The 13,069-nt window shown below is 66.5% G+C and carries 10 protein-coding genes; 2 read left to right on the plus strand and 8 right to left on the minus strand.

The annotated features are described in order from the left end of the window. Window positions 1-41 precede the first annotated feature (41 nt). The 6 genes from ACEYYA_RS12275 to ACEYYA_RS12300 form a co-directional block, all read right to left on the minus strand. Window positions 42-1,331, minus strand: coding sequence for a pyruvate dehydrogenase complex dihydrolipoamide acetyltransferase (locus ACEYYA_RS12275; protein WP_374801043.1), 1,290 nt, complete (start codon window positions 1,329-1,331; stop codon window positions 42-44). Between the two features lie 13 nt (window positions 1,332-1,344). Continuing rightward, complete coding sequence (locus tag ACEYYA_RS12280; protein ID WP_374801045.1) at window positions 1,345-2,751, minus strand: pyruvate dehydrogenase complex E1 component subunit beta; 1,407 nt, start codon at window positions 2,749-2,751, stop codon at window positions 1,345-1,347. Between the two features lie 12 nt (window positions 2,752-2,763). Beyond that, entirely contained in the window at window positions 2,764-3,765 is a 1,002-nt protein-coding gene (pdhA, locus tag ACEYYA_RS12285; RefSeq protein WP_374801046.1) for a pyruvate dehydrogenase (acetyl-transferring) E1 component subunit alpha, read from the minus strand. A gap of 170 nt (window positions 3,766-3,935) precedes the next feature. Beyond that, a complete protein-coding gene (locus tag ACEYYA_RS12290; protein WP_374801047.1) occupies window positions 3,936-4,241 on the minus strand; it encodes an FtsB family cell division protein in 306 nt (101 codons plus the stop codon). A 1,105-nt stretch (window positions 4,242-5,346) separates the two neighbouring features. Then, window positions 5,347-6,399 carry a GTP 3',8-cyclase MoaA gene (gene moaA / locus ACEYYA_RS12295; RefSeq protein WP_374801048.1) on the minus strand — a complete coding sequence of 351 codons (1,053 nt, stop codon included), beginning with the start codon at window positions 6,397-6,399 and terminating at the stop codon, window positions 5,347-5,349. Window positions 6,400-6,755: 356 nt separating this feature from the next. Continuing rightward, a complete protein-coding gene (locus ACEYYA_RS12300; protein WP_374801049.1) occupies window positions 6,756-8,357 on the minus strand; it encodes an aspartate:alanine exchanger family transporter in 1,602 nt (533 codons plus the stop codon). Window positions 8,358-8,522: 165 nt separating this feature from the next. Here ACEYYA_RS12300 and ACEYYA_RS12305 point away from each other — a divergent pair, with 165 nt between their 5' ends. Continuing rightward, window positions 8,523-9,044 carry a hypothetical protein gene (locus ACEYYA_RS12305; protein WP_374801051.1) on the plus strand — a complete coding sequence of 174 codons (522 nt, stop codon included), beginning with the start codon at window positions 8,523-8,525 and terminating at the stop codon, window positions 9,042-9,044. A 77-nt stretch (window positions 9,045-9,121) separates the two neighbouring features. Here the strand turns inward: ACEYYA_RS12305 and glmS are convergent, their stop codons facing one another. Then, entirely contained in the window at window positions 9,122-10,933 is a 1,812-nt protein-coding gene (gene glmS / locus ACEYYA_RS12310; RefSeq protein ID WP_374801053.1) for a glutamine--fructose-6-phosphate transaminase (isomerizing), read from the minus strand. Between the two features lie 3 nt (window positions 10,934-10,936). Next, window positions 10,937-12,277, minus strand: coding sequence for a bifunctional UDP-N-acetylglucosamine diphosphorylase/glucosamine-1-phosphate N-acetyltransferase GlmU (glmU, locus tag ACEYYA_RS12315; protein ID WP_374801055.1), 1,341 nt, complete (start codon window positions 12,275-12,277; stop codon window positions 10,937-10,939). Window positions 12,278-12,381: 104 nt separating this feature from the next. On the opposite strand from glmU, the gene ACEYYA_RS12320 reads away from it, so the two are divergent. Next, on the plus strand, window positions 12,382-13,062 hold the full coding sequence (locus tag ACEYYA_RS12320) for an HAD-IA family hydrolase (RefSeq protein WP_374801057.1): 681 nt from the start codon (window positions 12,382-12,384) through the stop codon (window positions 13,060-13,062). The last annotated feature ends 7 nt before the right edge of the window (window positions 13,063-13,069 follow it).

The following is a 13,069-nucleotide window of genomic DNA, read 5'->3' on the forward strand; positions in this document are numbered from 1 at the left end:
GGGCCGCGGCCCCGGTTCCTGTCGTTTCAGAAGCCCCCGCGTCAGGCCAGCATGCCGACCGGGTTTTCCAGATGCGTCACGATACGCTCAAGCAGCTGGGCGCCAAGCGCGCCGTCGATGACCCGGTGATCCACGCTGAGCGTCATCGACATGACGTTGCGGATCACCACCGCGCCATCCTCGACCACCGGCGTGGCAATCCCCGCACCGACGGCCAGGATCGCGCCATGCGGCGGGTTGATCACCGCGTCGAAGTTCTCGATGCCAAACATCCCCAGGTTCGAGATCGCAAAGCTGCCGCCCTGATATTCATGCGGAGCCAGCTTCTTGGTCTTGGCACGATTGGCCAGATCCTTCATCTCGCCGGACAGGGCCGACAGGCTTTTCTTGTCGGCATCCTTCAGCACGGGCGTGAATAGCCCGCCTTCGACCGCAACAGCGACGGCGACGTCCGAGGGTTTCAGCTTCAGGATCCGGTCGCCCGCCCAGACGGCATTGGCGTCCGGCACCTCTTGCAGCGCAAGCGCGCAGGCCTTGATGATGAAGTCGTTGACCGACAGTTTCACCTTGCGGCTTTCAAGCTGCGTGTTCAGCGTCGCGCGGAACTCCATCAGCGCGTCCAGCTTGGCGCTGCGGCGGAGATAGAAATGCGGGATCGTCTGCTTGGCCTCGCCCAGGCGCGCGGCGATGGTGCGGCGCATTCCGTCCAGGGCGACTTCCTCGGTCTGGCGATCCGCATAGATTTTCAGGATCGTGTCGGCCGAGGCTCCCTGCGGCGCTGCGACCTTGGCCGGGGCAGGGCTGGTCGCAGCGGCGGCCGCGGTCGCGGGCTTCGCCGCGCCCGGCTGGGCGGCCTCGACATCGGCCTTGACGATGCGTCCGCGCGGACCCGAGCCAGTCACCGACGACAGATCAAGGCCCTTGTCGGCCGCGATGCGCCGTGCCAGCGGCGAGGCGAAGATGCGGTCGCCATCGGCCTTGGCGGGCGCGGCCGGGGCAGGTTTCGCGGCGGCTGCCTCGGTCGGCTTTTCCGCGACCGGCGCCGCAGCGGGTGCCGCCTTGGGGGCAGGCGCGGTATCGGCGCTTTCACCCTCGTCCAGCAGCAGCGCGATCGGGGTGTTCACCTTGACGCCCTGGCTGCCCTCGGCGACTAGGATCTTGCCGATCTTGCCCTCATCAACGGCCTCGAACTCCATCGTGGCCTTGTCGGTTTCGATCTCGGCGATGATGTCGCCGGATTTCACGGTGTCGCCCTCTTTCACCAGCCATCTGGCCAGCGTGCCTTCCTCCATCGTGGGGGACAGGGCGGGCATCAGGATTTCGGTTGCCATGATCCTTGCCCCCTTAGCGATAGCAGACCTGCTTGACCGCCGCGACGACTTCTGCCGGGGTGATCAGCGCGTGTTTTTCCAGATTGGCGGCATAGGGCATCGGCACGTCCTTACCCGTGCAGTTGATCACCGGGGCGTCCAGATAATCGAAGGCGCGTTCCATGATCACGGCGCACAGGTGGTTGCCGATGCTGGCGACCGGCCAGCCCTCTTCGACGGTGACGCAGCGGTTGGTCTTCATCACGCTGGCCAGAACGGTGTCGTAATCCAGCGGGCGAAGGGTCCGCAGGTCGATCACCTCGGCGTCGATCCCCTCTTTCTCCAGCGTGGCGGCGGCTTCAAGCGCATGGCTCATGCCGATGCCAAAGCTGACCAGGGTGACGTCCTTGCCCTCGCGCCAGATCTTCGCCTTGCCGAAGGGGACGGTGAAATCCTCAAGATCCGGCACCTCGAAGCTGCGACCATAAAGGATCTCGTTTTCCAGGAAGATCACAGGGTTCGGGTCGCGGATCGCGGATTTCAAGAGGCCCTTGGCGTCGGCGGCGGAATAGGGCTGCACGACCTTCAGGCCCGGCACCTGCGCATACCAGGCGGCGTAATCCTGTGAATGCTGGGCACCGACGCGGGCCGCGGCACCGTTGGGGCCGCGAAAGACGATCGGACAGCCCATCTGCCCGCCCGACATATACAGCGTCTTGGCGGCCGAGTTGATGATGTGGTCGATCGCCTGCATGGCAAAGTTGAAGGTCATGAACTCGACGATCGGGCGCAGCCCGCCGAAGGCCGAACCGACGGCGATACCGGCAAAGCCATGTTCGGTGATCGGCGTGTCGATCACCCGCTTTGCGCCAAACTGGTCCAGCAGGCCCTGGCTGATCTTGTAGGCGCCCTGATATTCCCCGACTTCCTCACCCATCAGATAGACGGTCTCGTCGCGGGTCATCTCCTCGGCCATGGCCTCGCGCAACGCCTCGCGCACGGTCATGGTTTTCATCTTGGTGCCCTCGGGCCAATCCGGCGTCTGCTCCGGGCGCGGCTGGGCGGGGGCATCGGCGGTGCGGGCGGCGCTGTCGGCAGAGCCTGAATCCTCGGGGCCTTTCGGCGCCGCATCGGCCTTGGCGGAGGACTTGGCGGAGGCCCTGGCTGCGGCCTTTTCCGGCAGCGCATCGGCGCTTTCGCCCTCGTCCACCAGCACCATGATCGGCGTGTTCACCTTGACGCCCTGGCTACCCTCGGCCACCAGGATGCGGCCCACGGTGCCCTCGTCGACGGCCTCGAACTCCATCGTGGCCTTGTCGGTCTCGATCTCGGCGATGATCTGGCCCGAGGTGACCGTGTCTCCCTCCTTGACCAACCATTTCGCCAGCGTGCCTTCCTCCATCGTGGGGGACAGTGCCGGCATCAGGATTTCGGTTGCCATGTCTTTGCCCCCTTACGCGTAAATGTCGGTCCACAGCTCATCGAGCGCAGGCTCGGGGCTGTCCTTGGAATATTCGGCGGCCTCGTTGACGATCTCCTTGATGTCCTTGTCGATCGCCTTCAGCTCATCCTCGGTGGCGTGCTTGCCCTCCAGCAGCATGGAACGGACCTGTTCGATCGGGTCGCGTTCGTCGCGCATCTTCTGCACTTCCTCGCGGGTGCGGTATTTCGCCGGGTCCGACATCGAATGGCCGCGATAGCGATAGGTCATCACCTCAAGGATATAGGGGCCTTTGCCCGCGCGGCAGTGGGCAACGGCGCGCTCGCCGGCCTCTTTCACCGCCAGCACGTTCATGCCGTCGACCTGTTCGCCGGGGATCCCGAACGCCTCGCCCCGACCATAGAGCGTGGTCGATTTGGTCGAGCGCTTGACGCTGGTGCCCATGGCATACTGGTTGTTTTCAATCACGAAAATGACCGGCAGATCCCACAGTTCGGCCATGTTGTAGGTCTCATAGACCTGGCCCTGGTTGGCGGCGCCATCCCCGAAATAGGTGAACGTCACCCGGCCATTGCCCAGATATTTGTCGGCAAAGGCCAGCCCCGCGCCCAGCGGCACTTGCGCGCCGACGATGCCATGCCCGCCATAGAAATGCTTTTCCTTGGAAAACATGTGCATCGAGCCGCCCTTGCCCTTGGACAGCCCCCCCTCGCGCCCAGTCAGCTCGGCCATGACGCCCTTGGGGTCCATGCCGCAGGCCAGCATGTGCCCGTGGTCGCGATAGCTGGTGATGCGCTTGTCGCCCTCTTCCGCCGCAGCCTCAAGGCCCACGACGACAGCCTCTTGCCCGATGTAGAGGTGGCAGAAACCGCCGATCAGACCCATGCCGTAAAGCTGGCCGGCCTTCTCTTCGAACCGCCGGATCAGCAGCATTTCGCGGTAATAGCCCAGCAATTCATCTTTCGAGGTATTGGACCGGGCCTTGCCCTGATCCTGATCCTTGCGTGCCGCCATCAGTTGCGTCTCCCTTGGATGCACAGGAATAGTTCAACGTTAAACTGTCGTGATTTCGGCCCGAGGGCAAGACCGAAATGACGCCACGTCGCGGCGCGCCGCACGATTTTGTTAGCGGTATCGCGGGCATGTGCGCGGGCTTGACGCCGCGTTAACCGGATCAAAGCGCCCTAGCGCACCACCAGATCATCGGCGCGCATCAGCCCCAGAATGTCGCGAGCACGTTCATCCAGCAGGTCCAGATCCAGAAAATCGTCCGACAGGCGGCGGGTCAGGTTTTCCATCCGTGCCACCTCATCCTGCAAGGCCTGGCGTTCCTCGATCAAGGTCTGGGTCTCGGCCTCGACCTGGACGCGGCGCAAGATGCCGAACTGGCCTTGCACGGCGGCATAGGCAAACAGGATCGCCATCAGCGCGAGGGCGCCGCCATAGATCAGCGGAAACAGCGTCAGTCGACGGGGGGAATACGCGCGCATCTTGCCTCAATTCGCTGCCGGATTCTGGCGATCCGGTCGCGGCGATTGTGCCACGCGCCGGGGCATGGGGCAACGGGTCTTGGCGCGCGAAGGGCCGGGCGATACGTCTGCCGTGGAGCGTGCCAGGCGCAACACTCGGATCAGGGCGGGGCGGTCTTGCGGATCGTGCTGTGCGGCCAGCATGTCAGCAACTGTCATCGCCTGTGGTGGCGCGCGACAGGCCGGGTCCGGGCGATACGGCTGCTGTGGCGCGTGGCCGGCGTGACCCTCGGATCAGGGCGGGGCCGTCTTGCTGGACCGTGCTGTGTGGCCAGCATATCAGCGCCTGCCATCGCTTGTGCTGGCGCGCCGGTTGACGTCCGACCCATCAGGCAAGGCCGCGACCCGCTGCCGAAACGCTTTGGCGCCCAGCGTTCGCCGGCCCGACGGTCGTCGATACCGCTGACCATGCCCAGGCCTGTATCGACCCATCCTCCTGCCGTCCCCGGCCCGCTTGCCGGTTGACGGTAGCAGAGTGTCGTTCAACCCTGCCCACAGCTTCCCCGCGAACAGAACCTCTGGTCTTGGCGCAGCATTTGGCCAGAAGCCGATGCGCCGCGCGATCAGACCACCGTCCCCGCAGATTGGCGCACAGCGCCGCGGCGCGACTTGGCTTGATCTGGCCGAAACCTGCGGCGTCTTGGCCAAGCCATGCTGCCCCCTTTTCACCGGCCTCAGCCGGTTGGCGGCGGACCCCCTGCCAAGGCGCGCCGTCCGACTGGTGGCTATGGTGACCGGGTGCGGGGTGGGCGTGGTGATGGTCAACAACTTGCCACCACGCGGCCGCCGCTCAGGCTCCGCAGGGCCTCGTGATGCACGCAGGTTCGTCGCGTCCAGCCTTCGTCAGCAGCCAAGCGCCGTCATGGGGTCCAAGTCCACGGGCCTTGCACCTCTATCATACTCGGCGAACGCTTGGCGCGGCCGCCACGCCCGGCTCCTGTGGTCTCAGGCAGGTAAGGCGCGATGTCAGCCCTGATCCGCGTTGCCGCTGACCGATGGGACATTCATTGCGGTTCGCTGACCGGCGGGTTTGCGGTGGCCATAAAGGCCCCGGCGCGGCGCGCGATCAACCGCCGGTATGGCTCATGTGGCGCGACATCTGGCCCGACACAGCCTGGCGGGAATAGTCGAAATCATGGCCCTTGGGTTTGCGGGCGATGGCGGCGCGGATGGCGGCGATCAGGGCCGCGTCATCGCGGCTGTCGCGCAAGGGGGCGCGCAGGTCGGCCACATCCTCCTGGCCCAGGCACATGAACAGCTCGCCGGTGCAGGTCAGCCGCACGCGGTTGCAGCTTTCGCAGAAATTATGCGTCAACGGCGTGATGAAGCCGATGCGCTGCCCGGTCTCGGCCACGCGGACATAGCGCGCCGGGCCGCCGGTGCGATCTGCGACATCGGTCAGCGTCAGCCGCTCGGCCAGCCGGGCGCGGACTTCGGACAGGGGCCAGTATTGATCCAGCCGGTCCTCGGCGCCCAGATCGCCCATCGGCATGACCTCGATGAAGGTCAGGTCATGGCCTTCGGCGGCGCACCAATCGGTCAGGCGGAACAGCTCATCCTCATTGAAGCCCTTGAGCGCGACGGCGTTGATCTTGACCCGCAGCCCGGCGCGGCTGGCGGCACGAATGCCGGCAAGCACCTGGGGCAGGCGGCCCCAGCGGGTGATCGCCGCGAACTTTTCGGGATCCAGCGTGTCCAGCGAGACATTCACCCGCCGCATTCCAAGCGCGAACAGGTCATCGGCAAAGCGCGCAAGCTGGCTGCCGTTGGTGGTCAGCGTCAGTTCCTTCAGCGCGCCGCTGTCCAGATGCCGCGACATGGCGCGGAAAAAGCTCAGGATATTGCGGCGCACCAGCGGCTCGCCGCCGGTGATACGCAGCTTGGTGACGCCCAGGCCGACAAAGGCCGAACACAGCCGGTCCAGTTCCTCAAGGGTCAGCAGATCCTTTTTCGGCAGGAACTGCATCTGTTCGGCCATGCAATAGGTGCAGCGGAAATCGCAGCGATCGGTGACCGAGACCCGCAGATAGCTGACCGCCCGCGCAAAGGGGTCGATCAGCGGCGGCAGCGGGGACCGGGCGTCGGTCGCGGTAAAACCGGGGGCAGGGACGTCTTCCATGGTCCCTGATTACGCCCCGTGCGGGGGGGATGCAATGGCCGGGGCCATCAGCGGCGCGGGGCGCTTGCGGCCCGCATCGGCGCCGATCCCGGCTGTAGACCAGGCGCGCGGTGTTCCGGGGCGGCGCGTGGCGACGCGCGCGGTGAAGGGGTGCCGCGCGGCGCGAAGATGCCTGCGACCCCAGACGCTTGGGCCTTTCGGTGCCGAAATGATCGGCGCAACCCCGTGTCGGTGGCGATATGGCCGACGCGACTGACTGTCGGTGCGCATCCCCGACTGTGAGGGGCCGCCGGTGCAAAAACCCATCGACACCAACCCTGAGCGCGCATCTTCCTGACGACGCGCGGGCGGCCCGATCACGGGCCCGCGCCGATCCCCAGCAACACCTGCGCCAGGATCAGTTTGGCGATGGTGGCGACCGGATAGACCGTAGCATAGCCCAGGTTCGGCTCTTCGCTTTTCAGGCTTTCGTTGGCAAAGCCCAGCACTGCCGGCTGGGTTTGCAGCCCCGCCAGCATCCCGGTCGCGCGGGCAAAGGGCACGCCTTGAACCTTGTGCGCCAGGATCAGCAAGGCGACAGCGGCAAGCACGGTCACCGATGTGCCGGCCAGAAACAGCGTCAGGCCCAAGGGGCTGGCCAATGTGCTGAAAAACGCATGTCCGCTGCGGCTACCGACCCCGGCCAGAAAAAGGATCAGGCCGATCTGGCGCAGCGTCAGGTTGGCGTTATAGGGCAGTTGCCAGTTAAGCCGCCCTGTCGTGCCGATCGCGCCCAGGACCAGGCCGACGATCAGCGGCCCGCCCGCCAGCCCCAGGCGGAAGCTTTGCCCGCCGCCCAAGGGCACCGAGACCAGCCCCAGCAGCAGCCCCAGCGCGATCCCGAGGCTGAAGGTCATCGCGTCGATCTCGGACAGGCGGTGATAACTGTCGCCAAAAAGCTTGGTCAGCGCTGGGATCTGGTCGCGCGGCGCGACGACGCGCACCCGGTCGCCGAGGTTCAACACGGTGTTTTCATCGGCCAGCACATCGGTATCGCCGCGCCGGACGCGGGTCACGGTGGCGCCGTATTTTTCAAACAGCGGCAGATCGCCAAGGCGTCGCCCGGCAATGTCATGGGCGCTGACGAACATCCGCCGCATGTCCAAAGTGTCGCGCGTCAGTTCCAGCGATTCGCCCAGATCATCGCCGATCAGGGCGGCGGTGCGGGCCAGCAGATGCTCGGGCCCGATCAGGCTGATGATGTCGCCCGCCGTGATTTCGGCGCGCACCCGCGCGTCATAAAGACCGGCCAGTTGCACCCCGCCGTCGCCGTGGCGATAGCGACCGATGCGCAGGCTGTCGGGCAAATCACGCAGCGCGGCGGGGTCGCGCACGCGCAGGCTGCGGTGGCCGATCGGCTCGGGCGGTTGGGCGTCAGGGATGCGCCAGATCCGCCGCATCAGCGTGATCGCCAGCAACATGCCGATCACCCCCATCGGATAGGCGACGGAATAGGCAACGACCGGCTGGGCCTGCACGGCGTCGGCCAGGTCGGCGGCCTTCATCCGCTCCAGCACGGCGGCAAGGGCAGGGGTGTTGGTCAGCGCCCCCGACAAAAGCCCCGCCGCCTGCGGCCCGCTCAGCCCCAACAGGGCCGCCAGCCCCGCGATCAGCGCCGCCGCCCCGCCGATGACCCCGGCGACGGTGACATTGTCGCGCAAGCCCCCGCTTTTCAGCGCCGCGAAAAACGCAGGGCCAGAGGCCACGCCGACCGTATAGACGAACAGCACAAGGCCGAATTCATAAAGGATCGGCGGGGTTTTCAGATCGGGGCTGAGGGCGCCGAAGCCAAGGCCCACGAACAGCACCGCGGCAATGCCCAGCGAAAAGCCGCGATAGCCGATGCGCCCCAGCGGATAGCCGATGGCGGCGATCACGAACAACAAAAGCAAGGGGTTGGCAATCAGCGTGTCGATCATGGAATCGGTTCCGGGCGGGCGTGTCCCGCAGGCTTTAGCAGTGAAACCTTTACGCCCCGTTGACAGCGGATGCGAGGGGGCGCGCGCTGACCCCTGTCCGCGGCCCCTTGTCAGCGCGCGCCGCTGCGGCGATCATGCGCGCGACTGCGACAATGGGGACATGCCATGACGAAGAACAGTTTCATCCTTCTGGCGCTGGCGGGCGCGGCGCTGGCGGGTTGCGCCGAAGGACAATTCCCCGCCGACAGCCGCTGGGCCGCGCGTCAGCAACCGACCGCGGATGCAGCCGCCAGCCCGGCGGTTGCCGCCACGACGGCCCCCGTCGCGCGCCCCGCGACCCTGGGTGCAGGTGGTGCCGCGCCCGAGGCGCTGGACCAGGCCAGTGCGACTGAGCGCGCCGAGGCGACCGCCGCCACGGCGACCCCCGCAGCCGGTGAAAGCCGACTGGGCACCACCATCGCCAGCCTTGGCAATCCGACCGATGCCGGGTTCTGGATCAAGTCGCCGCTCGTCAAGGCAGCGGGCAAGGGCAAGATCGTCGATCCTGCGACCGGCAAGGCAGTAAATGTGAACCTGATTCCGATGCCGGGCGATGCGGGCGCGGGCTCGCAGGTGTCGCTGTCGGCGATGCGCGAACTGGGAGTCAATCTGACCGCGCTGCCGGAAATCGAGGTCTGGAAGCTGTGAAAAAGGTACGTGTGAAAAAGGTACGGGGGCTTCGCGCCCCCGCACCCCGCGGGATATTTCCGCCAAGACGAAAGACGTTATTCGACGGTGACCGATTTCGCCAGGTTGCGCGGCTGATCGACATCGGTGCCCTTGGCGATGGCCGTGTGATAGGCCAGTTGCTGCACTGGCACCGCATAAAGGATCGGCGCGAAGGGGCTGTCGAAGGCGGGCATTTTCAGCGTCGCCCAGCAGCCATCCGCGGCATCCGCAAGCCCTGCCTGATCCGACACCAGCAGCACCTGACCGTGACGCGCCATCACCTCTTGCATGTTCGACACGGTCTTGTCGAACAGCCGGTCGCGCGGCGCCAGCACGATCACCGGCAGGTGGCGGTCGATCAGCGCGATGGGGCCGTGTTTCAGCTCGCCCGAGGCATAGCCCTCGGCATGGATATAGCTGAGTTCCTTGAGCTTCAGCGCGCCTTCCAGCGCCAGAGCATACATCGCGCCGCGTCCCAGGAACAGCACGTCCGAGGATTGCGCGATGCGTTCCGACAGCGCCTCGACCTCGGGTTCAAGGGCAAGCGCGGTGTTCATCAGGCCGGGCAGGCGGCGCAGATCGGCCAGATGGGCCGCGACCTGATCGGTGCTCAGCGTGCCGCGATCGGCGCCGGCGCGGATCGCCATCAGCGCCAGCACCAGAAGCTGGCTGGTGAAGGCCTTGGTCGAGGCCACGCTGATTTCCACCCCGGCCTTGATTTGCAGGTCAAGGTCAGCCTCGCGCGCGATGGATGAGGTGGCGACATTGGTGACAGACACGATCCGGTCGGCGCGCCCGCGCAGGAACCGCAGCGCCGCCAGCGTATCGGCGGTTTCGCCCGACTGGCTGACCAGCACCGCCATGGTGCGCGGGCTGACCGGCGGTTCGCGGTAACGGAACTCGCTGGCGACATCGACCTCGACCGGGATGCCAGCGATCTGTTCGAACCAGTATTTCGCAGTCAGGCAGGCGTAAAAGCCGGTGCCGCAGGCGACCATCGTCAGCCGGTCGATGCCGGTGAAGTCGATCGGCGGCAGGGCAAGCGCGCCGTCCTTCAGATAGGCGTTCAACGCCCCGTCGATCACCGCCGGTTGCTCGGCGATTTCCTTGGCCATGAAATGCTTGTAGCCGGCCTTTTCGACCGCCGCCTGGCCCAGCTCGATGCGTTCGATACTGCGATTGGCGGGGCGGTTGTCGGCGTCATAGATGGTGGCGCCGGCGCGGGTGATGACGGCGTGGTCGCCCTCATCCAGATAGGTGATGCGGTCGGTCATCGGTGCAAGCGCGATAGCGTCGGAACCGACGAACATCTCGCCCTCGCCCCAGCCGATGGCCAGCGGGCTTCCCTTGCGCGCCGCGATCATCAGATCGGGTTCGCCGTCAAACAGGAACAAAAGCGCGAACGCGCCCTCCAGCCGGGCCAGCGTGGCGCGCACGGCGGCCAGATGGTCCATCCCCTGATCCAGGTGATGCGCGGTCAGCATGGCGACGGTTTCGGTGTCGGTGTCGGATTCCGCCACCAACCCCTCGGCCCCCATCTCGGCGCGCAGATCGCGGAAGTTCTCGATGATGCCGTTATGCACCACGGCAACGCGGCCGGTGCGATGCGGATGGGCATTGGCGGTGGTCGGCGCGCCATGGGTGGCCCAGCGGGTATGGCCGATGCCCGACTTGCCCGCCAGCGGCTGATGGACCAAGAGATCGGAGAGGTTCACCAGCTTGCCGACCGCGCGGCGGCGATCCAGGTGGCCGTCCTGCACGGTGGCGATGCCCGCGCTGTCATAGCCGCGATATTCCAGCCGCTTCAGGCTTTCCACCAGAAGGGGGGCGACCTCATGTTCGCCCAGAACGCCGACGATCCCGCACATGGTCTATCCTTTCCTCTGGGCCTTGATCGCCCGCAACCGTTCCATCAGCCGCAGCGCAAGGCCCGGCTTTGTCTGCTGGCGCGCCCGGCCAAGCGCCAGGGCGCCATCCGGCACATCCTCGGTGATGACCGAGCCTGATCCGGTCATCGCCTGCGCGCCGACCGAAACCGGCGCGACCAGCATGGTGTCCGAGCCGATGAACGCATCCGCGCCGATCGTCGTGCGGTGCTTCATCACACCATCATAATTGCAGGTGACGGTGCCCGCGCCGATATTGGTGCGCGCGCCGATATCAGCATCGCCGATATAGGTCAGGTGGCCAACCTTCACACCTTCGTCCAGGATCGCATTCTTGATCTCGACGAAATTGCCGACATGCACGTCTTCGGCCAGTTCCGCGCCGGGGCGCAGCCGGGCGAAGGGGCCGACATCGGCGCCGCGGCTGATGTGGCAGCCTTCAAGATGGCAGAAGGCCTTGATTTCCGCGCCGCTTTCCACGGTGACGCCGGGGCCGAATACGACATAGGGGCCGACGACCGCATCGCGGCCAATGACGGTATCCTGCGCAAAGATCACCGTCTCGGGCGCGGTCAGGGTGACGCCATCGGCAAAGGCGGCGGCGCGGGCGCGGGCCTGAAAATCGGCCTCTGCGGCGGCCAGTTCGGCGCGGGTGTTGATGCCAAGTGTTTCGGCCTCGTCGCAGATCACCACCTCGGCGCGCAGGCCGCGCGCGCGGGCGGCAGCCACGATATCGGTCAGGTAATATTCGCCCGCCGCATTGTCATTGCCAAGGCCGCCGACCAGATCGGCCAGCAGGGTGGCATCCGCCGCGATCACGCCAGAATTGCACAGGGTGATGGCGCGCTCATCTTCGGTCGCGTCCTTGTATTCGACGATGCGGTGCAGGTCGGCCCCATCGGCCACCAGGCGGCCATAGCGTCCCGGATCGGCAGCATGGAACCCCAGAACGCTGACATCGGCATCCGACGCCGCCAGCCGTTCCAGCGTTTCGGGGCGGATGAAGGGGGTGTCGCCGTAGAGCACGATCACCCGACCCTGAAACCCCTCCAGCGCGGGCAGCGCCTGGGCCACGGCGTGACCGGTGCCAAGCTGTTCGGTTTGCAACGCGATCACCGCCTCGGGGGCATGGCTGCGCGCGGCCTTTTCCACCAGTGCCGCGCCATGGCCCGCGACCAGCACGATGCGCTCGGGCTCCAGCACGCGCCCGGCGCTGATCGCATGGGCAAACAGCGGCACCCCAGCCAGCGGGTGCATCACCTTCGGAAGGTCCGAGTTCATGCGGGTGCCCCGGCCGGCGGCAAGGACGATCAAAGCACTGTTCATGGGCCTGCTCTTTTCTTTCGCTCGCCGCCGTTTTACCCATGGCCACCCGGCCCGCAAGGGGAAGGGCGCGGATTATCCGTCACGCTTTGCAACAGGGGTGAAATATGGCCCGTTTCCGCCCGGTGGTGGTGTTCGATCTCGACGGCACGCTGGCCGACACCGCCGAGGATCTGCTGGCGGCGGCCAATGCCTGCTTTGCCGCGCGCCGGCTGGACGCACCGCTGACGATGGCGGATGCGGCGACAGCCTTTCAGGGCGGGCGGGCGATGCTGCGCGCCGGTGCCGCGCGGCTGGGGCTGGACCCGGACGCGGTGGCCGAGGCCGATTACCGCGCGCTGCTGGCCTATTACGCGGCCCATATCGATACCCATACCCGGCTTTATCCCGGCACCTTGCCGATGCTGCACGCGCTGCGCGACGCGGGCTATGTGCTTGCGATCTGCACCAACAAGCCCGAGGGGCTGGCGCAAACCCTGCTGACCCGGCTGGGCATCCGCGATCTGTTCGCGGCGCTGATCGGGGCCGATACCTTGCCCACGCGCAAGCCCGATCCCGCGCCCTATCTGGCGGCGGTGGCGGGGGCGGGGGGCGATCCAGGGGGGGCGCGCTCGGTGCTGATCGGCGACACGATCACCGATGCGCTGACCGCCCGCGCCGTGGGCGTGCCGGTGGTGCTGGTGGGCTTTGGCCCCGAAGGCCGCGACGTCGCCCGCCACCAGCCAGATGCGATCCTGCACCATTTCGACGATCTGCCGGGGCTGATCGCACGCCTGCTGCCCGCCTGACAGGCCG

It is taken from the genome of Paracoccus zhouxuedongae (genome assembly GCF_041927815.1).
Taxonomy (GTDB): domain Bacteria; phylum Pseudomonadota; class Alphaproteobacteria; order Rhodobacterales; family Rhodobacteraceae; genus Paracoccus.